This window comes from Streptomyces diastaticus subsp. diastaticus, assembly GCF_011170125.1.
Taxonomy (GTDB): Bacteria; Actinomycetota; Actinomycetes; order Streptomycetales; family Streptomycetaceae; genus Streptomyces; species Streptomyces diastaticus.
This window is the reverse complement of the sequence record NZ_BLLN01000002.1, coordinates 409,552-427,741: the sequence shown is the minus strand read 5'-3', so window position 1 is coordinate 427,741 and position 18,190 is coordinate 409,552. Positions and strand designations below refer to the sequence as shown.

The window sequence follows — 18,190 nt, the reverse complement described above, 5'->3', positions numbered from 1 at the left end:
GATTCTGAGCTCTTAATGGAATGCTCGGTCAAAAACTAGGGGGAGTCATCGCCATGACCGCACACTTCACGGGCAGGACCGTCCTCGTCACCGGCGCGGGCTCCGGCATCGGCCGGGCCGTCGCTCTCGCGTTCGCCGCCGAGGGAGCCTCGGTGGTCGCCGCCGGGCGCACCGCCGCACCGCTGGACGAGACGGTCGCCCTGATCGGGCAGGGGGGCGGCACGGCGGCCGCGTTCACCGCCGACGTGTCCCGCTCCGAGGAGGTCAGGGCGCTGGTCGACCGCACCGTCACACGCTTCGGCAGCCTCGACGTGGCCGTCAACAACGCCGGGGTCCTACGGGGCGGCGGGCCGGTGGCCGACCTCTCCGAGGAGGACTGGCGCAGCCTGGTCGACATCAACCTCACCGGGGTGCTGTTCAGCCTCCAGGCCGAGATCGCCCTGATGCGCGAGCAGGCCACCGGCGGCGTGATCGTCAACCTCGCCTCCAACCTCGGCGCCCACCGCCGCGTCCCCGGGCTCGCCGGGTACGTCGCCACCAAGGCGGGCGTCTCCGCCCTGACCCGCGCCGCCGCGCTGGACCACATCGCCGACGGGGTCCGCATCAACGCGGTGAGCCCGGGGCCGTCCGCCACTCCCATGTCCCTGCGCCCCGGCGAGGGCGACACCGCCCGCGCCACCCGTATGGAGAAGGACTCCCCGCTGGGGCGGGTCTCCGCCACCGCCGAGATCGCGGCAGCCGTCCTGTACCTGGCCTCGCCCGAAGCCGCCTCCGTGGTCGGCGCGGACCTCGTGGTGGATGGAGGCGCCGCCGCCTGAGCCGGTGGGCGGGGCGGGCGGGGACGGCCGTGTGGCCCGCCCCCTTGACCCCAACGGGGCATGAGGGAAATGGCCCCTCTGTGTCATGTGCGGGCACAAGGGCCCTGCCTACGCTGGAGGATCGGCCGGCGGCGTGGGAAGGGGCGGGAGCGGATGGGCGGGATGCGCTCGGGCGGCGTGCAGGACGCCGTGGCGCTCGCGGAGATAGAGCTGTGCGGCGAGCTGATGATCGTCGCGTCGACCGCTGCCGGGGAGCGGCTGAGCTTCGCCGTGATCGATGAGGTGCTGCGGGTGCGGGAGGCCCGGGTGCCGGTCGGCGCGGGGTGCTGGGGCGAGGAGTAGCCGACCCCGTCCCCGGCCCCCGGGGGGTGTCCCGCACCGCCGGAGTGTCAGGTGCGGAGCAGGCGGGCGATGGCCTTCGTGGCCTCCTCCACCTTGGCGTCGATCTCGTCGCCTCCCTTGACGGCGGCGTCGGCGACGCAGTGGCGCAGGTGCTCCTCCAGGAGCTGGAGGGCGAAGGACTGGAGGCCCTTGGTGCTGGCGGAGACCTGCGTGAGTATGTCGATGCAGTAGACGTCCTCCTCCACCAGCCGCTGGAGCCCCCGGATCTGCCCCTCGATGCGGCGCAGGCGTTTGAGGTGCTCGGCCTTGTTGTGGTGGTAGCCGTGGATGCCCCGGTCGTGGTCGGTGACGATCTCGCCGCTGCCCGGCACCTCGGTGGTGTCGGCGGTCCCGGCGGCCTCGGCGACCTCCTGCGGCTCGACGGACCCGGCTGTCTCGTTCGTCACGTCCGCCCCCTGGTGCGCCTGCGTGTCCGGCTTGTCGCCGGCCGTGGTCCCCTGCTGGTCGGCGGAGGGGGCGGCGGGGGTCGGGGCTCCGGCCTCGGTGGTCGTCATCGCGTCCTCCTGGAGGGGGTGTCGGGGGGCGGGGCGGGGTACGGAAGTGAGAAGTCGTATCGTCGGCCTGGAGCCGGACGGTTGTCCGGAACCAGCCGGAATGGCCCTCGCATATACCCCAGGCGGGTATATGGTACCGAACTTCGCCTTTCGCCGTCCTGCCGTGGCAGGGGCGGTCGGGCCGTGCGTGGTGCGGGATAGGCAACACTGAGGGGCTGCCGGTTAGCCGTGGCCGGATGATGCGCCTAGCATCACCCTGACCGAATCCAGAGCACCCCGAGGACCCCACGTGCGCTTTCGTCTGACCCCCAGGGAGACGAGCTTCTACGACATGTTCGCCGCATCCGCGGACAACATTGTCACGGGCTCCAAGCTCCTGATGGAACTGCTCGGGGCGGACCCCGCCGCTCGGGCCGAGATCGCGGAGCGGATGCGGGCGGCGGAGCACGCCGGGGACGACGCGACCCACGCGATCTTCCACCAGCTCAACTCCTCCTTCATCACCCCGTTCGACCGGGAGGACATCTACTCCCTGGCCTCGTCCCTCGACGACATCATGGACTTCATGGAGGAGGCCGTCGACCTGGTCGTGCTGTACCAGATCGACGAGCTGCCCAAGGGCGTCGACATGCAGATCGAGGTGATCTCCCGCGCCGCCGAGCTGACCGCCGAGGCGATGCCGAACCTCCGCACGATGCAGAACCTCACGGAGTACTGGATCGAGGTCAACCGGCTGGAGAACCAGGCGGACCAGATCCACCGCAAGCTTCTCGCCCACCTCTTCAACGGCAAGTACGACGCCATCGAGGTGCTGAAGCTCAAGGAGATCGTCGATGTGCTGGAGGAGGCGGCCGACGCGTTCGAGCACGTCGCCAACACCGTGGAGACCATCGCGGTCAAGGAGTCCTGAACCTCGTGGACACGTTTGCGCTGGTCGTGACGATCGCCGTCGCGCTCGGCTTCACCTATACGAACGGCTTCCACGACTCGGCGAACGCCATCGCCACCTCGGTCTCCACCCGGGCCCTCACGCCCCGGGCGGCGCTTGCCATGGCCGCCGTCATGAACCTCGCGGGCGCCTTCCTCGGACAGGGCGTCGCGAAGACCGTCAGTGAGGGGCTCATCGAGACGCCCCACGGCGACAAGGGAATGTGGATTCTCTTCGCCGCGCTGGTCGGCGCCATCGTCTGGAACCTCATCACCTGGTACTTCGGTCTCCCGTCGTCCTCCTCGCACGCCCTGTTCGGCGGCATGGTCGGCGCTGCCCTGGCCGGGGGCATCGGCGTCATCTGGACCGGTGTCCTCGACAAGATCGTCATCCCGATGTTCCTGTCACCGGTGGTCGGCCTCGTCGCCGGTTACCTGGTGATGGCGCTGATCATGTGGCTGTTCCGGCGGACCAACCCGCACAAGGCCAAGCGCGGCTTCCGCATCGCGCAGACCGTCTCGGCGGCCGGTATGGCGCTCGGCCACGGTCTCCAGGACGCGCAGAAGACCATGGGCATCGTGGTGATGGCCCTGGTCATCGCCGACGTCCAGCAGGCCGGCGACGAGATCCCGATCTGGGTCAAGATCGCCTGCGCCCTGATGCTCTCGGCCGGTACCTACGCGGGCGGCTGGCGCATCATGCGGACGCTGGGCCGGAAGATCATCGAGCTGGACCCGCCGCAGGGATTCGCCGCCGAGACCACCGGTGCCTCGATCATGTTCGCCTCGGCCTTCATGTTCCACGCGCCCATCTCGACCACCCACGTGATCACCTCCGCGATCATGGGCGTGGGCGCCACGAAGCGGGTCAACGCGGTCCGCTGGGGCGTCGCCAAGAACATCATCCTCGGCTGGTTCATCACCATGCCGGCCGCCGCCCTGGTCGCCGCGGTCTGCTTCTACGCGGTGAACTTCGCCTTCCTGTAGCGGTCCGCCGCACGCCGGGCGGGCGCCCGCCGCCGTACGCGAACGGGCCCGCACCCCTGGGAGAGGGGCGCGGGCCCGTTCGCGTACCCCCGCCGGGCCGTGCCGGGCGGGTCCCCGCGGTGGCACCGCCATGCAGCACCGCGGGGGGTCGGGTCAGCCGAAGCGGCCGGAGATGTAGTCCTCGGTGTCCTGGACGGACGGGTTGGAGAAGATCCGCTCGGTCTCGTCCATCTCGACGAGCTTGCCGGGGCGGCCGACGCCCTCCAGGTTGAAGAAGGCGGTGCGGTCGGAGACGCGGGCCGCCTGCTGCATGTTGTGGGTGACGATGACGATGGTGAACCGCTCCTTCAGCTCCCCGATCAGGTCCTCGATGGCGAGGGTGGAGATCGGGTCCAGCGCCGAGCAGGGCTCGTCCATCAGCAGGACCTGCGGCTCGACCGCGATGGCGCGGGCGATGCACAGCCGCTGCTGCTGGCCGCCGGAGAGGCCGGAGCCGGGCTTGTTCAGGCGGTCCTTGACCTCGTTCCAGAGGTTGGCGCCGCGCAGGGACTTCTCGACCACGTCGGAGAGGTCGGCCTTCCTGGTCCTGCCGTTGAGGCGCAGACCGGCCGCCACGTTGTCGAAGATCGACATGGTGGGGAAGGGGTTGGGGCGCTGGAAGACCATGCCGATGGTGCGGCGGACCGCGACGGGGTCGACGGAGGAGCCGTACAGGTCCTCGTCGTCCAGCATCACCTTGCCCTCCACGCGGCCGCCGGGGGTGACCTCGTGCATGCGGTTGAGGGTGCGCAGGTAGGTGGACTTGCCGCAGCCGGACGGGCCGATGAAGGCGGTCACGGAGCGGGGCTCCACGGTCATCGAGATGTCCTCGATCGCCTTGTGGGAGCCGTAGTAGGCGGTCAGGCCGCTGACGTCGATTCGCTTGGCCATCTTTACTCACACTTCCGGTGGCCCCGCGGACGGAGCCGGTTGTCGTGGCCTCAGCGGCCGGTCTTCGGGGCCTTCCAGCGGGCGATGCCGCGGGCCGCCAGGTTCAGGACCATGACGAAGGCGATCAGGACGAGGGCCGCCGCCCAGGCGCGGTCGATCGAGGCCGTCTGGCCCGCCGCGTACTGCTGGTACACGTAGAGCGGCAGCGAGGACTGGCCCTGTTCGAAGGGGTTCATGTTGATGAGGGGGTTGCCCCACACCAGCAGGAGCACCGGGGCCGTCTCGCCGGCGACGCGGGCCACGGCGAGCATGACGCCGGTGGTGATGCCGCCGACCGAGGTGGGCAGCACCACCTTGAGGATGGTGCGCCACTTCGGGACGCCCAGCGCCAGCGAGGCCTCGCGCAGTTCGTTCGGGACGAGCTTCAGCATCTCCTCGGTGGAGCGGACCACCACCGGCATCATCAGGATCGCGAGGGCGAGCGCACCGGCGAAGCCGGACGGCTGGAAGCCCAGGATCATGATCCAGGAGCTGAAGATGAACAGGCCCGCGACGATCGAGGGGATGCCGGTCATGACGTCCACGAAGAACGTGACCGCCTTGGCGAGCCGTCCGGTGCCGTACTCGACCAGGTAGACCGCGGTGAGCAGGCCGATCGGGACCGCCATCACGGTGGCGAGGCCGACCTGCTCCAGGGTGCCGATGATCGCGTGGTAGATGCCTCCGCCGGTCTCGGCGTCGCCGATCACGCCCATCGAGTGGCCGAGGAAGTAGCCGTCGAGGACCTTCAGGCCCCGCTCGACGGTGACCCACAGCAGGGAGAGGAGCGGGACCAGGGAGAGGACGAAAGCGCCCCAGACGAGGCTGGTGGCGAGGCGGTCCTTGGCCTGGCGGCGGCCCTCGACGCGGGCGGTCAGGGCGAAGTTGGCGGCGACGAACAGCAGGCCGGCGATGAGGCCCCACTGGACCTTGCTGCTGAGTCCGGCGGCGAGGCCCACCGCGCAGCCGGCGGCGACGGAGCCGAGGGCGACGACCCAGGGCGTCCAGCGCGGCAGCCGCGCGGAGCTGAGCCGGGGGGCGGGGCCGCCCGGCGCGGGGCGGGTGGTGGTCGCGGTGCTCATGCGTTGGCCCCCGAGTACTCCTTGCGGCGGGCGATGATCGCCCGGGCGGCGCCGTTGACCAGCAGGGTGATGACGAACAGGACCAGGCCGGAGGCGATGAGCGCGTCGCGGCCCTGCTCACTGGCCTCGCTGAACTTGCTGGCGATGTTCTGCGCGAAGGTGCCGCCGCCCGGATCGAGCAGGCTCACGATGATCGTGAAGCTGGGGGAGAGCACCGTGGCGACGGCCATGGTCTCGCCCAGCGCGCGGCCCAGGCCGAGCATGGAGGCGGAGATGATGCCGGAACGGCCGAAGGGCAGCACCGACATGCGGATGACCTCCCACCGGGTGGCGCCGAGTGCGAGCGCGGCCTCCTCGTGCATCTTCGGCGCCTGGAGGAAGACCTCGCGGCTGACGTTGGTGACGATCGGCAGGATCATGATCGCCAGCAGGATGCCGACGGTGAACAGGGAGCGGGCCGCGCCGCCCTGGTAGGACAGGACGCCCGTCCAGCCGAAGAAGTCGTCGAACCACTCGTAGAGCCCGCCGAGGTGCGGGACGAGGACGAGGGCGCCCCACAGGCCGTAGACGATCGAGGGGACCGCGGCCAGCAGGTCGATGACGTAGGCGAGCGGGGTCGCCAGGCGCCGGGGCGCGTAGTGCGAGATGAACAGCGCGATGCCGACCGCGACGGGTACGGCGACGACCATGGCGATGACCGAGCTGACGATCGTGCCGTAGACCAGCACGGCGATGCCGAAGTCCGGCGGGTTGTCGTTGGCGTTCCACTCGAACGACGTGAGGAAGTTGCCGTCGTTGACCGCGAGGACGCCGACCGCGCGGTAGGTGAGGAAGACGGCGATGGCCGCCATGATCACCAGCAGGGTGATGCCGGAGCCCCGGGACAGTCCGCGGAAGACCCGGTCGCCGAGGTGGGTGACGGCCCGGCGGGGGGCCGGGGCGGGGTCCCGCCGCCGCGGCGGCGTTCCCCCTTCAGGGGCGTGCCGGGCGTCGGATCCCTGGTCGTGCGGGGTCCCTGTTCCCGGTGGGGTGTGTATGGACATGTCCATCTATTTCTCCGGTCTGCGGGCGCGAGGCGCCGGCGGTGGCCGGGTCTCGTGCCCTGGTGGCGGCGGTGCACCGGAATCGAGCGGATGGGGGGTCACTGCTCGCCGGAGGCGCGCGGGCCGGGCGTCCCGGTCAGGGGCCGCCCGGCCCGCGGCGGGCGTCAGCCCAGGTCGGCGATGGTGGTGCGGACCTTCTCGGCGATCTCGGCGGGAAGCGGCGCGTAACCGTCCTTCTTCAGGAGGTTCTGGCCGTCCTCGCTGGCGATGTAGCCGAGGAAGGACTTGGTGGCGTCCAGGGTCTCGGCCTTGTTGCCCTTCTCGCAGGCGATCTCGTAGGTCACCAGCGTGATCGGGTAGGCGCCCTCGGCTTTGGTGTCGTAGGCCAGCTCCAGGGCGAGGTCCTTGCCCTGGCCGACGACCTTGGCCTCGGAGATGGCCTTCGAGGCGTTGTCGACGGTGGCCTCGACCGGGGTGCCCGCGCCGGTGTCCAGGTCGACGGTCTTGATGCCGTCGGTGGCGTAGGACAGCTCGAAGTACGAGATGGCGCCGGCGGTCTGCTTCACCTGCTGGGCGACGCCCGAGGAGCCCTGCGCGGACTGGCCGCCCTTGGCCTCCCACGCCTTGCCCGGCTCGTGCGGCCAGTTCTTGGGCGCGGCGGCCTTCAGGTACTTGGTGAAGTTGTCGGTGGTGCCGGACTCGTCGGAGCGGTGGAACGCCTGGATCTTGGTGTCGGGCAGCTCGGCGTCGGGGTTGAGCTTCTTGATCGCCTCGTCGTCCCAGGTGGTGATCTTGTCGTTGAAGATGTCGGCGAGGGTGGCCGCGTCCAGGTTCAGCTTGTCGACGCCGGGGACGTTGTAGCCGAGCGCGATCGGACCGCCGAGCATCGGCAGGTCGATGGCCTGACTGTCCTTGCAGACCTCGGCGGACTTCTCGATCTCCTCGGGCTTGAGCGCCGAGTCGGAGCCCGCGAACGCGGTCTGTCCCTGGAGGAAGGCGGTGACGCCGGCGCCGGAGCCGTCGGGCTTGTAGTTGATCTGGGTGTCCGGGCAGGCGGCCCGGTAGTTCTTGATCCAGACGTCCATCGCGTTCTTCTGCGCGCTGGAGCCGGAGGCGAGGAGCTGACCGCCCTTGCCGCACTCGACGTCGGCCGCGGAGGCGCTCGCCTCGCCGCTGCCGCCGGTGGTGCCGCCCGTGTCGTCCGAGCCGCAGGCCGTCAGCGCCAGGGCGCCGGACAGGGCGAGTGCACCGAGGGTCAGGGCGCGGGCCCTGTTCTTGCGCTGAAGCTTCACTGTCGGGGATTCCTTCCAGAAACCGTCCGAGTCCGCGGTGCTCGCGGCTCGCTCGCGTAAGGCCGAAATTAGGCAGATCAGGTGACGCCGTCTGCCGACGGGGGTGAACGGGGGGTGAACCTCCCCTGTCGGACTGGTTCCCCCGGGCGCGGGCGGGGCCCGGCGCGAGAGTCGCGTCGGGCCCGTGGCCCGGTCAGGGGAGGGCCGGCGGGCCGGTGGGGCCGGCGGGGCCCGGTGGCCCGAGCAGGCGGAGGAGTTCGGCTACCAGGTCGCGGTCGCGTGGCTGGGTGAGGAGGGCGACGGCCTCGTCGGGCGGCAGCCAGCGGACGGCGTCGATCTCGTGGTTCGGCGTGAACGTTCCTCCGGTCGCCTCGGCGGCCCAGTACCGGACCACCTTGAGGCGTCCGCCGGCCTCGTAGCGGAGGGTGGGCAGGGGCGCGCCCGGCAGGCAGTCCTGCCCGGTCTCCTCGCGGACCTCGCGGACGGCGGCGGCCAGCGGCTGCTCACCGGGCTCCAGCTTCCCCTTGGGGTGCGACCAGTCCCCGTACCGGGGGCGGTGGACCAGGCAGATGGCCGAAGGGCCGCCTCCCGGTCCGGGCGCGGGCCGCCACAGCACGCAGCCGGCGGCCTCGATCGGGACGGGCTTGGCATCGGACATGGCACCAGTGTGCCGAGGCCGGGCGGGGGCGAGGGCCACCCGGGCCGCTCGGCCGGGGATCGGCCGCGCGGGCTGGTCCGGATGGGGGAGGACGTGGGCGGGCCCGCGGTACCCCGGCCGCCGGCCTGCCCGGACCGGTGGATGAGTACGGACGGCGGGACGCGGGCGTGGCCCCGGTCCGCGCGGGGCCACGGTGCGGGGCACGGAGGCCCCCGGCGGAGGCGCTGGGAGGGGCCGCCGGAGGTGGTCGCGGAGACGGACGCCGCGACGCCCCGGTGGGGTGGCAGGCACTGACCGCGCGGGCCGTCCTCGGCGGGGCGCGCGGGGTGTCGCGGCGGGCTCCCCCGTGGCGGGTGGCGAGACCGGCCGGGTGTGCACGAGCCCGCCCGCTCCTCCCCGGCGGCCGGGCGCCCGCCGGGCCGCCGGCTCCCGGACGCGTACCGCCGGCGTGCCGCGGGGCCGGGGCCGCCCCCGTGGTGCACCTCGTGACCTTGTCCGGGCCTGCGGGCGCGCAGCCGGCGGAGGGGGTCCGGCCGGGTGTGCCGGTCCGGGCGGTGCCGGTCCGGGGCGCTTCTGCGGACCGCCCGGCGTCCTGCCCGGTGGTGGCCGGAAGAGCCTGGCCCCGCGTCGCCGACCGGCCGGGACAAGGGATAATGTGGCCATACGTGTCTCATAGGGTGGTCAAAAGTGGGGGCGGTCTGGCCAGGCTCTTAACCCGTCCGTAACACTTAGGGTCAGAGTGGGCCCCCGTCCTCCCCGGTACGCCGTACGCGGTCGCGCCGGACGGCGACCCCAGCACTGTGCGAGGCAATGGCGCCGACGCACCCCCACCGGGCGTACCGGTGCGCGCGTGCCGGTACGCCCGGTGGCGTCCGCCCGCCGACGCCCGGCGACCCGTCCCGGTCCCCGCGACCGGCACCCCGCGCCAGAAGGGACCCCCGGTGACCCGTATCGACACCAAGGACCAGCTCGCCTCGCTCCTCGCCGAGACCGAGCGCCGCAACCCGGCCGAGCCGGAGTTCCACCAGGCCGTCCGCGAAGTCCTGGAGAGCCTCGCTCCGGTACTGGCCGCCCGGCCCGAGTACGCCGAGCCCGGCCTGATCGAGCGGCTGGTCGAGCCCGAGCGGCAGATCATCTTCCGGGTCCCGTGGCAGGACGACCGGGGGCGCGTCCACGTCAACCGGGGCTTCCGGATCGAGTTCAACAGCGCGCTCGGCCCGTACAAAGGCGGCCTGCGCTTCCACCCGTCGGTCAACCTCGGCATCGTCAAGTTCCTCGGCTTCGAGCAGATCTTCAAGAACGCGCTGACCGGGCTCGGCATCGGCGGCGGCAAGGGCGGCAGCGACTTCGACCCGCACGGCCGCTCGGACGCCGAGGTCATGCGGTTCTGCCAGTCCTTCATGACCGAGCTCCAGCGGCACATCGGCGAGCACACCGACGTGCCCGCCGGGGACATCGGCGTCGGCGCCCGCGAGATCGGCTACCTCTTCGGCCAGTACCGGCGGATCACCAACCGCTGGGAGGCCGGTGTCCTCACCGGCAAGGGCCCCCTGTACGGCGGCTCGGCGATCCGGCCGGAGGCCACGGGCTACGGGAACGTCCTGTTCACCGCCGCCATGCTGCGCGAGCGCGGCGAGGACCTGGAGGGCCAGACCGCCGTCGTCTCCGGCTCCGGCAACGTCGCCCTCTACACCATCGAGAAGCTCACCGCCCTCGGCGCCAACGCCCTGACCTGCTCCGACTCCAGCGGCTACGTCGTGGACGAGAAGGGCATCGACCTCGAACTGCTCCAGCAGATCAAGGAGGTCGAGCGCGGACGCGTCGCCGACTACGCCGAGCGGCGCGGCGCCTGCGCCCACTTCGTGGCGGGCGGCAGCGTCTGGGACGTCCCCGCCGACGTCGCCCTCCCCTCCGCCACCCAGAACGAGCTGACCGAGGCAGACGCCACCACCCTGATCCGCAACGGCGTCAAGGCGGTCTCCGAGGGCGCCAACATGCCCACCACCCCCGAGGCCGTCCACCTCCTCCAGCAGGCCGGTGTCGCCTTCGGCCCCGGCAAGGCGGCCAACGCCGGCGGCGTGGCGGTCAGCGCCCTGGAGATGAGCCAGAACCACGCCCGCACCACCTGGCCCGCCGCCCGCGTCGAGGACGAGCTGGCCGCGATCATGACCGCCATCCACGACACCTGCCACGAGACCGCCGACCGCTACGGCAGCCCCGGCGACTACGTGGCGGGCGCCAACATCGCCGGCTTCGAGCGCGTGGTGAGCGCGATGGTGGAGCAGGGCGTCATCTGAGCCGGGCCCGGGCCGCACCGGGGGTACCGCCACGGAGCGGGGGAGCGGAGGATGGGAACGGAGCGGGTGTGCCGCCCGGCCGGTGTCGGCGGGGCGGCACACCCGCGAAGACCGGACCACGCCGTTCTCCTCGGGACGCGACGGTGATCGGGTGCGGACCGGCGCCACCGGGGTCCGGCCGCTCCCGGCCGGACCCCGCTTCCCGGGAGATGCCCATGAGAAGACCTCCGTGCGTACGGGCGGTCGCCGTCACCGCCCTGATGCTGCTGTCGTCCGCCTGCGCGAGCGGTGGCACCGACGAGGGGAGCGGGTCGCCGGGGCCGTCCCGGGCGGGTGCGGCCGCCTCCGGCCCGCCGGGCGCCGCCGCGCCCCGGCGGCTCCCCGGCCCGGAGCCGGCAGACCTGGGGGTGCCCGCGAAGGCCGAGCACCTCATACCCGCCCGGACGGGGACGGGCCCGCGGCGGCTGCCCGCCTTCACGCCCGGGGAGGACGCCTTCACGGTGTACGTCAGCTGCACCGGCAAGGAGAAGCTGCGGCTGGAGTTCGGTACCGACCCGCGCCCGACCGAGGTCTCCTGCGGGAACCCGAGCACCGTCGGGGTCGTCCACACGGACCCCGAACGGCAGACCCTGACGGTGCGCCCCGCGAGCCCGGACGTGCGCTGGTCGATCGCGGTGGTCGACGGAGAGACACCCCTCTGACCGGTTCCGCACCGGGTCCGCTCCCGCCCGCTACTGCCCCACTCGCCCGTCCACGCGTTCCCGCAGCAGGTCGGCGTGGCCGCAGTGGCGGGCGTACTCGTCGACGCGGTGGACCAGCAGCTCGCGGACGGCGATGCCGTCCCCGCCGACCCGCGCCCCGAGGTCCGGGTGGGCGGCGAGGGCGGCGTCGGTCGCCGCCTGTTCCCGTTCCAGCGCGGCGAAGGCGGCCTCGACCTCGGCCGGGTCGCCCACGGCGCCGAGGAAATCGGCGTCGCGCTCGCCGTACAGCTTCGGCTCCCGCTCGCCCTCGTCCAGCCAGCCCCGCCAGTCCCGCTCGACCTCGGCCAGGTGCCGGACCAGGCCGAGCAGGGACATGGTGGACGGCGGGACCGAGCGGCGGGCGAGCTGTTCGGCGTCGAGGCCCTCGCACTTCATGCGCAGGGTGAGGCGGTAACCCGCCAGGAAGTCCTGGAGGGTGGCCAACTCGCCCTCGGGGCCCGGGCCGTCGTTCTCACGCGGGTCGTCGTCGGGGTCCACCCACATGTCCGGGAAGACGGTGGCGCGGGTCCAGCGTGCGGATGCTTCGCTCATGGGCCCATGGTGGGGCGGCATGGGGCGGGGCCGCCACCGAGTTCCGTCACGGCCTCGCGCGGCGGGCGCGGGGGGCAGCCCGCCGACGCGCCGTCCCCTCACGGAAGCGGCGGTGCCGGACGGCGGCCAGGACGGCCAGGCAGCCCGCGGCCGTCCGGGCGAGGGGTCGGCGCGAGCAACTCCGCGGCACCGAAGGCCGGTGCCGGGCCTCCACCGCCGGTAGCCGGGGCGCGGCGTGGGTGCGCGTCGGCGGCGGGCACCTGCCCCGGCGGCGGGCACCCCGGCCTCGGGAACGGGCGGCGGGCCGGGAGCGCCGACGCGGCTCCGCCCCGGGGCGCCGTCCCTTTCGGGCCGTCGCTCGCGGCGCGCCGGTACGCCCGGGCCGTGCCCGCGCCTTCGGCCTCTCCGGGCCGCCGAGCGCCGGTCGGGCCCGGTGGCGCTCGGCGGCCGGCCGGCCCGGGCCGGCGGTTCCCGTTCCCGTCCCTCCGCGCCGGCTGCCCGCCGCCCTCCTCAGCCTCAGGCGGGCCGTCATCAGGGGTGACGTGAGGTCAGGCGCCGGACGCCGGCGGGCCGAAGAGCATGGCCGCCACCTCGCGGAAGGCGTCCTCCGGGGCGCGGCCCTCCAGGGCGTCGCCGAGGTTGCCCGTGAGGAGGAGGGAGGCGAAACCGTGGGCCAGGGACCAGGCCGCGACGCCGGCGAGGCGGGGGTGGGGCGCGGTGGCGGAGGTCTGCCGGGCGGTCGGGAGGCCGGCGACGCCCGCCCGCAGGGCCGCGGCCGCCTCCTCGGTGGCCGCGCGCAGGGCGGGGTCGTCGGCGCGGAGCAGGGCGGGCTGGAACATGACCTGGAAGTGGGCCGGGTGCTCGCGGGCGAACCGGACGTGGGCGACGCCGCGTTCGCGGAGGTCGGGGGCGGCCTGGAGAGCGGCCGCGAAGAGGGCCCAGCCCTCGGTGGCGAAGGCGGTGAGCAGGCCCGTGCGGTCCTTGAAGTGGTGGGCGGGGGCGGCGTGCGAGACACCGGCGCGGCGGGCGAGGTCGCGCAGGGAGAGGGCGTGCGGCCCCTCGGTCCGGATCACCTCCTCGGCGGCGGCGAGGACGGCCCGTCGCAGGTCGCCGTGGTGGTAGGTGCGGTCGGCGCGCTCGGTGGTCATGGAAGGGAGCGTACGCGCCATCTAGGCATTGACAAGTTCTGGGGGTGGGGCGCAGTCTGGCTCCACGTCCAGATCTAGTCGGTGACTAGATGGCTGGGCGGCTGGGCGGCCGGACGGCCGGACGCGGCCGGGCGGGGCCCGGCGGAGGAGCGACGGAGAGGGTGGGGCGGCATGGCAGGCGGGACGACGAACGGTGCGAGCGCGGGGGTGGGGGTGGGCGACGGCGAGCGAGGCGCGGCCCGGCGCATGTGGCACCTCCTGGAGCCGTTGCACGCGGTCCTCTACTACGCCCCCGAGGCGTTCGAGGAGGCGGCGGCGCTCGGCTACGACACGGCCGAGCGCTGGCCCTCGTACTTCGCGTGGCGGGCGGCCCCGCTGGGGCCGGTGGGCGCCGAGGAGGTGACCGCCGCGTTCCACAGCTTCAGCCCCGGCACGGTCCGCCGTCACGTCCCCGCGAGCTGGCGGGTGGCGGCACCGGACGCGGTGCTGACGGCACGGGACCGCGCGGTCCGCCGGACGTACGCGGGGCTCCTCGGCCCTGACGCGCACGGACCCGGCGTCACGGAGGCCGCCGTCCTGGCCCGCCGGGTCGCCGAGGCGGCCGGGTCGGCCGGGGCCGAGGGCGCCGGCGGCCCGCTCGGCGCGGCCAACGCGGCCCTCCCCTGGCCGCGCGAACCGGCCGCCGCCCTGTGGCAGGCGGCGACCGTGCTCCGCGAGTACCGGGGCGACGGGCACCTGGCCGCGCTGCGGGAGGCCGGGCTCGATCCGGTCGAGTCGCTGGTCTCCTTCGCGGCGGTGGGCGCCGCACCGGCGGAGGTGTTCGCGAGCCGGGGCTGGAGCCCCGCCGAGTGGGCGGCGGCCCGGGGCCGGCTGGTGGCGCGCGGCCTGGTCGACGCGGACGGTGCGGCCACCGAGGCGGGCCGGGCCCTGCGCGGCGCGGTCGAGCGGCGCACCGACGCACTGGCGGCGGCACCCTGGCGCGCGCTGACCGACGCCGAACGCGGCCGGCTGGTCACGGCCCTGGAGCCGCTCTGGCTGGCGGCCATCGCCTCGGGCCTGCTCCCGGCCGAGAACACGCTGGGCATCGGCAAGGTCTGACCGGCGCGCCCGGCGCTCAAACCCCCGTCAGTTCCGCCAGCTTGACGACCGTGTTCCAGTTGCGGGTGGTGGCGGGGCCGGCCGAGGCCGGGATGGCCCGGGAGAGGGGGTCGGCGAGGCGGGAGCGGCCGAGGCCCTCGGGGGTGTGCAGGTAGAGGGCGCGGTCGCCCGGGCGGTACTCCTCGGGGAGGAAGGAGGCCGCGTCGAGCCGGGTGAGTTCGTCCGGGGTGACGGAGCGGGACAGGTAGGTGATGTGCAACTGCTTCGCCTCCAACTCGGCCGCCGGGAAGGGGCAGGCGTCGATGAGCGCCTGGAGGTAGGCGTGGTCGCGGACGAGGACGCCCACCTCGAAGCCGAAGCGCTCACGCAGGGCTTCGGCGAGCTGGGCGGCGAGGGCGTCCGGGTCGGTGCCGGCGCTGGTGAAGGCGGCGTTGCCGCTCTGCAGGTGGGTCCGCACGTCACCGTGGCCCAGCTCGGTGAGCAGGGCCCGCAGCTCGGCCATGGGGACCTTCTTGTGGCCGCCGACGTTGATGCCGCGCAACAGGGCGGCGTAGCGCTGGGAAGTCGTCATGCGGGCAGCCTAGGGAGGCGCGGGCGGCGGCGGGGCGAGTTCCGTACAGGCCGTGACGTGCCGACAGGCCGGCGCGCGTACCGGCCACCGGAGTGAGTACCACGTGCCCGTCCCCGCCCCACCTGGCCGCATCCCGTTCCACCCGAGTGGCCGAAGACCGGGGCGGTCCGGGGCGGGAAGACGTACGGGATGCGCCCTCTCCGTTCCTACCGACCGTTGGCGGCACTCAACCGGTGGCGCAACAGCCCGACCATCATGCAGACGGTCCGCTCCGCCGCCGCCGCGACCTTCGCCTACGTGGTGGCGGTGTGGCTGCTGGGGAACAGGCCGCCGCCGCTGCTCGCGCCGCTGACCGCTCTGCTCGTCGTCCAGGTCACCCTCTTCGCCACCCTCACCAGCGGCATCCGCCGGGTCAACGCCGTGGTGGCGGGCGTGCTGATCGCGGTCGGCTTCAGTGCGCTGGTCGGGCTGAGCTGGTGGAGCCTCGGGCTGCTGATCATCACGGCGCTGGCACTGGGCCACCTGGTGCGGGTGGAGGAGTTCGTCCGCGAGGTCGCCATCTCGGCCATGCTGGTCCTCGGCGTCTCGCACGCCACCGACCTCGCCCTCTCCCGGGTCCTGGAGACACTGGTCGGTGCCGGGGTCGGCCTGCTCTTCAACTTCGTCTTCGTGCCGCCCGTCTGGGTCTCCTCGGCGAGCGAGTCCATCGAGGACCTGGCCTCGCGGATGAAGGACCTGCTGGTCGACATCGGGGAGGAGGTGGCGGGCCACACCCCGGTCGAGCGGGCCGCCGCCCGGCTCCACGAGGCGCGCGACCTGAACCACGACATCGCCGAGGTCGACGAGTCCCTCGACCGCGCGGTGGACAGCCTCCGCTTCAACCCGCGGGTCCGCGAGGGCCTGCTCTCCCGGGTGGTGCTGCGCACCGGCCTGGACACCCTGGAGATCATCGCGGTGGTGCTGCGGGTGACCGCCCGCACCCTCACCGACCTGGCCCGCGAACGCGCCGACGAGTCGCTCTTCCCCGAGGAGACGGCGACCGCGCTCCAGGACGTCTTCATCAACATGGCCGGGGCCATCGACAGCTTCGCCGTCCTCATCACGGCCCAGGTCAGCAAGGACGCCGACGAGGCCGAGACCTTCCTGCTCACGGAGTTGTCGGCGGCCCGCACCAGCCGGGAACACGTCGCCACCCTCCTCCTCGAACACGTCCAGGAGCACCCCCGCCAGTGGCAGTTGCACGGCGCCCTGCTCACCGACATCGACCGCGTCCTCGACGAACTGGACGTGGAGAAGCGTTCGATGCGCCTGGCCGAGGAACTCGACCGTTCCGCCCGCCGCCAGCGCGACCGCTACCCCCGCCTGGCCCGCGCCCAGCGCTGGGTGTGGAAGAAGTGGCGCGGGGCGCGGCAGGCGGTGGCGAAGCGGCTGCGGCGGGCGGAGGCGGAGTGAGCTCTCAGCCGCCGGCGGGCGGGATGAGCGCCGCGGCGTGGGCGCGGGCGAAGCCGGCCACGCCGCGCGGCGGGCGGCCGAGGAGGCCGGCGACCGTGGCGGTGGTGAGGTCGCCCCAGCCGCCGGCGTACGCCCGCCGTGGGCGACGACGGCCCGGTCGAACAGGGCGCGGCGGGCGCGGCGGGTCAGTCCGTCGTCCCCGCGCCTGCCTGCTCGACCTCGGCGAACCCCGCCACCATCCGCCCCAGTACCCGCAGGCACGCGTCCACCTCGGCGTCGGTGATGCCGCCGGGGATCTGGGCGAGCATCGCCTTCTCGCGGTGGGTGATGGCCTCGATGGCGGCGCGGCCGGTGCCGGTGAGGTGGACCAGGGGGGAGCGCTGGTGGGCGGGGTTCGGGAGGGTGGTGACCCAGTCGCGGGCGGCGGCCTCGTTGGTCATCCGCTGGACGAACTGGCGGCTGATCGACTGGAGCCGGCCCATCTGCGGGACGGTCAGGTCGCCGTGGGTGTGCAGCAGGTCGAGGACGGCGCGGACGCCGGCCGAGACACCCTGGGCGGCGTTGTCCTGCTCGATCTTGCGCTGCACCCGCCGGTACAGGGGTCCGACCAGGGCGAAGACCTCCATCAGGCGGTCGGCGAGCTGTTCGGGCGGCAGGGGGTCGGCGGAGGCGGGGCGGGGGGAGTCGGTCACCTGGTCATGGTGGCACCGACGAGAGCCGGCCGGAACCCAAAATGACAACCCAGTTGTCAAAATATCTCTCTCATGACACCTTGGTTGTCATGACGCGAAACACGCAGTACGACGGCTCTCCCGCGCTCTTCGCCTCCGGCGACGGCGACCTCGCCCACCTCGACACCGGGGCCCCGCCGACCGGCGAGTCCGCCCCCGCTCTCGTCCTGCTGCACCCGGGCTTGACCGACCACACGCTGTGGAGCGAGGTCGTGCCGCTGCTGGCCGGCCGCCACCGCGTCATCGCCCCGGACGCGCGCGGCCACGGAGCCTCCGCCAACGCCTCGCGCCCCTTCCGGCAGGCCGACGACCTGGCCGCCCTGCTCCGGCACCTCGGCACCGGCCCCGCCGTACTGATCGGCTGTTCCATGGGCGCCGACATCGCCGTCTCCACCGCACTGGAGCACCCCGGGCTCGTCCGCGCCCTGGTCGTCAGCGGCGGCGGCACCGGGCGCAACGCCGACCTGCGGACCCCGTGGGCGGTGGAGCACGCGGCCCGGCAGCAGGCCGCCCTCGCCGCCGGGGACCTGCCCGGCTGGGCCGAGCACTTCGCGTACTGGGCCGTCGGTCCGGACCGTCAGCCGGCGGACGTGGGGCTCGAACTGCTGGCACGGCTGCGGGCCGCCGGGACGCGTACGCTCGGCAAGCACTCCCCGGACGAGCCCGACCACCACGTCCCGGTCGCCGACCTGCCGGGGCGCGCCGCCGACCTCACCGTCCCGGTCCTCGCCGTCCACGGCGCCCTCGACCTGCCCGAACTCATCGCCCAGGCACAGCACGTGGCCTCGTCCGCGCCAGGGGGCCGCGCCGTCTCCCTGCCGGACGCCGGGCACTTCGCGCCGATGGAGCGGCCGGAGGAGTTCGTGCGGGTGGTGGAGGAGTTCCTGCGGGAGGCGGCGGCCGCGCAGTAGGCCCTCGCGTGCCCGTCC

The 18,190-nt window shown here is 73.5% G+C and carries 19 protein-coding genes; 9 read left to right on the top strand and 10 right to left on the bottom strand.

All coding sequences use genetic code 11. The features are described 5' to 3' along the window. Positions 1-53 precede the first annotated feature (53 nt). Positions 54-818, top strand: coding sequence for an SDR family NAD(P)-dependent oxidoreductase (locus Sdia_RS03815; protein ID WP_115067674.1), 765 nt, complete (start codon positions 54-56; stop codon positions 816-818). Positions 819-971: 153 nt separating this feature from the next. Continuing rightward, positions 972-1,160 (top strand): hypothetical protein, encoded by a 189-nt coding sequence (locus Sdia_RS03810; protein ID WP_100458220.1) that lies wholly within the window; start codon positions 972-974, stop codon positions 1,158-1,160. Between the two features lie 47 nt (positions 1,161-1,207). On the opposite strand, the gene Sdia_RS30575 is transcribed toward Sdia_RS03810, so the two are convergent. After that, complete coding sequence (locus tag Sdia_RS30575; protein ID WP_100458219.1) at positions 1,208-1,714, bottom strand: metal-sensitive transcriptional regulator; 507 nt, start codon at positions 1,712-1,714, stop codon at positions 1,208-1,210. 289 nt (positions 1,715-2,003) lie between these two features. On the opposite strand from Sdia_RS30575, the gene Sdia_RS03800 reads away from it, so the two are divergent. Together Sdia_RS03800 and Sdia_RS03795 are read left to right on the top strand one after the other, a co-directional pair. Next, positions 2,004-2,624: a DUF47 domain-containing protein gene (locus Sdia_RS03800; protein WP_100458218.1), complete on the top strand. Its 621-nt coding sequence runs from the start codon at positions 2,004-2,006 to the stop codon at positions 2,622-2,624. A 5-nt stretch (positions 2,625-2,629) separates the two neighbouring features. Then, entirely contained in the window at positions 2,630-3,628 is a 999-nt protein-coding gene (locus Sdia_RS03795; protein ID WP_100458217.1) for an inorganic phosphate transporter, read from the top strand. Between the two features lie 153 nt (positions 3,629-3,781). On the opposite strand, the gene pstB is transcribed toward Sdia_RS03795, so the two are convergent. The 5 genes from pstB to Sdia_RS03770 form a co-directional block, all read right to left on the bottom strand. Then, a complete protein-coding gene (gene pstB, locus Sdia_RS03790; RefSeq protein ID WP_100458216.1) occupies positions 3,782-4,558 on the bottom strand; it encodes a phosphate ABC transporter ATP-binding protein PstB in 777 nt (258 codons plus the stop codon). A 50-nt stretch (positions 4,559-4,608) separates the two neighbouring features. Then, the gene (pstA, locus tag Sdia_RS03785) at positions 4,609-5,679 is read right to left on the bottom strand and encodes a phosphate ABC transporter permease PstA (RefSeq protein ID WP_100458215.1); all 1,071 of its coding nucleotides are present in this window, start codon (positions 5,677-5,679) and stop codon (positions 4,609-4,611) included. Next, entirely contained in the window at positions 5,676-6,728 is a 1,053-nt protein-coding gene (gene pstC / locus Sdia_RS03780; RefSeq protein ID WP_100458214.1) for a phosphate ABC transporter permease subunit PstC, read from the bottom strand. The genes pstA and pstC overlap by 4 nt, the downstream gene beginning before the upstream one ends. Before the next feature lie 158 nt (positions 6,729-6,886). Then, on the bottom strand, positions 6,887-8,014 hold the full coding sequence (gene pstS, locus Sdia_RS03775) for a phosphate ABC transporter substrate-binding protein PstS (protein WP_100458213.1): 1,128 nt from the start codon (positions 8,012-8,014) through the stop codon (positions 6,887-6,889). A gap of 193 nt (positions 8,015-8,207) precedes the next feature. Then, a complete protein-coding gene (locus Sdia_RS03770) occupies positions 8,208-8,672 on the bottom strand; it encodes an NUDIX hydrolase (protein WP_115067675.1) in 465 nt (154 codons plus the stop codon). 941 nt (positions 8,673-9,613) lie between these two features. Here Sdia_RS03770 and gdhA point away from each other — a divergent pair. Both gdhA and Sdia_RS03760 read left to right on the top strand, forming a co-directional pair. Beyond that, positions 9,614-10,969: an NADP-specific glutamate dehydrogenase gene (gene gdhA / locus Sdia_RS03765; protein ID WP_100458211.1), complete on the top strand. Its 1,356-nt coding sequence runs from the start codon at positions 9,614-9,616 to the stop codon at positions 10,967-10,969. Positions 10,970-11,184: 215 nt separating this feature from the next. After that, positions 11,185-11,670, top strand: a complete 486-nt coding sequence (locus Sdia_RS03760; RefSeq protein WP_100458210.1) for a hypothetical protein — start codon at positions 11,185-11,187, stop codon at positions 11,668-11,670. Positions 11,671-11,700: 30 nt separating this feature from the next. Here the strand turns inward: Sdia_RS03760 and Sdia_RS03755 are convergent, their stop codons facing one another. Together Sdia_RS03755 and Sdia_RS03750 are read right to left on the bottom strand one after the other, a co-directional pair. Beyond that, positions 11,701-12,261 (bottom strand): mycothiol transferase, encoded by a 561-nt coding sequence (locus Sdia_RS03755; RefSeq protein ID WP_100458209.1) that lies wholly within the window; start codon positions 12,259-12,261, stop codon positions 11,701-11,703. 548 nt (positions 12,262-12,809) lie between these two features. Further along, the gene (locus tag Sdia_RS03750) at positions 12,810-13,409 is read right to left on the bottom strand and encodes a TetR/AcrR family transcriptional regulator (protein ID WP_100458208.1); all 600 of its coding nucleotides are present in this window, start codon (positions 13,407-13,409) and stop codon (positions 12,810-12,812) included. 246 nt (positions 13,410-13,655) lie between these two features. On the opposite strand from Sdia_RS03750, the gene Sdia_RS03745 reads away from it, so the two are divergent. Further along, complete coding sequence (locus tag Sdia_RS03745) at positions 13,656-14,507, top strand: SCO6745 family protein (protein ID WP_189500500.1); 852 nt, start codon at positions 13,656-13,658, stop codon at positions 14,505-14,507. Positions 14,508-14,523: 16 nt separating this feature from the next. Here Sdia_RS03745 and Sdia_RS03740 read toward each other — a convergent pair whose 3' ends face one another. Further along, complete coding sequence (locus Sdia_RS03740; protein WP_100458207.1) at positions 14,524-15,078, bottom strand: DUF1697 domain-containing protein; 555 nt, start codon at positions 15,076-15,078, stop codon at positions 14,524-14,526. A gap of 189 nt (positions 15,079-15,267) precedes the next feature. On the opposite strand from Sdia_RS03740, the gene Sdia_RS03735 reads away from it, so the two are divergent. Further along, complete coding sequence (locus Sdia_RS03735) at positions 15,268-16,530, top strand: FUSC family protein (protein ID WP_229831592.1); 1,263 nt, start codon at positions 15,268-15,270, stop codon at positions 16,528-16,530. Positions 16,531-16,715: 185 nt separating this feature from the next. Here Sdia_RS03735 and Sdia_RS03730 read toward each other — a convergent pair whose 3' ends face one another. Beyond that, entirely contained in the window at positions 16,716-17,222 is a 507-nt protein-coding gene (locus tag Sdia_RS03730) for a MarR family winged helix-turn-helix transcriptional regulator (RefSeq protein ID WP_100458206.1), read from the bottom strand. Positions 17,223-17,311: 89 nt separating this feature from the next. Between Sdia_RS03730 and Sdia_RS03725 the strand changes: the two genes are divergently transcribed. Continuing rightward, positions 17,312-18,172, top strand: coding sequence for an alpha/beta fold hydrolase (locus tag Sdia_RS03725; protein ID WP_100458205.1), 861 nt, complete (start codon positions 17,312-17,314; stop codon positions 18,170-18,172). Positions 18,173-18,190 lie beyond the last annotated feature (18 nt).

Bases quoted from the DNA above. Each gene is read 5' to 3' on its own strand.
- Sdia_RS03815 (WP_115067674.1), top strand. From the start codon at position 54: ATGACCGCACACTTCACGGGCAGGACCGTCCTCGTCACCGGCGCGGGC.
- Sdia_RS03810 (WP_100458220.1), top strand. From the start codon at position 972: ATGGGCGGGATGCGCTCGGGCGGCGTGCAGGACGCCGTGGCGCTCGCG.
- Sdia_RS30575 (WP_100458219.1), bottom strand. From the start codon at position 1,714: ATGACGACCACCGAGGCCGGAGCCCCGACCCCCGCCGCCCCCTCCGCC.
- pstB (WP_100458216.1), bottom strand. From the start codon at position 4,558: ATGGCCAAGCGAATCGACGTCAGCGGCCTGACCGCCTACTACGGCTCC.
- pstA (WP_100458215.1), bottom strand. From the start codon at position 5,679: ATGAGCACCGCGACCACCACCCGCCCCGCGCCGGGCGGCCCCGCCCCC.
- pstC (WP_100458214.1), bottom strand. From the start codon at position 6,728: ATGGACATGTCCATACACACCCCACCGGGAACAGGGACCCCGCACGAC.
- Sdia_RS03770 (WP_115067675.1), bottom strand. From the start codon at position 8,672: ATGTCCGATGCCAAGCCCGTCCCGATCGAGGCCGCCGGCTGCGTGCTG.
- Sdia_RS03760 (WP_100458210.1), top strand. From the start codon at position 11,185: ATGAGAAGACCTCCGTGCGTACGGGCGGTCGCCGTCACCGCCCTGATG.
- Sdia_RS03755 (WP_100458209.1), bottom strand. From the start codon at position 12,261: ATGAGCGAAGCATCCGCACGCTGGACCCGCGCCACCGTCTTCCCGGAC.
- Sdia_RS03750 (WP_100458208.1), bottom strand. From the start codon at position 13,409: ATGACCACCGAGCGCGCCGACCGCACCTACCACCACGGCGACCTGCGA.
- Sdia_RS03745 (WP_189500500.1), top strand. From the start codon at position 13,656: ATGTGGCACCTCCTGGAGCCGTTGCACGCGGTCCTCTACTACGCCCCC.
- Sdia_RS03740 (WP_100458207.1), bottom strand. From the start codon at position 15,078: ATGACGACTTCCCAGCGCTACGCCGCCCTGTTGCGCGGCATCAACGTC.
- Sdia_RS03735 (WP_229831592.1), top strand. From the start codon at position 15,268: ATGCGCCCTCTCCGTTCCTACCGACCGTTGGCGGCACTCAACCGGTGG.
- Sdia_RS03725 (WP_100458205.1), top strand. From the start codon at position 17,312: ATGACGCGAAACACGCAGTACGACGGCTCTCCCGCGCTCTTCGCCTCC.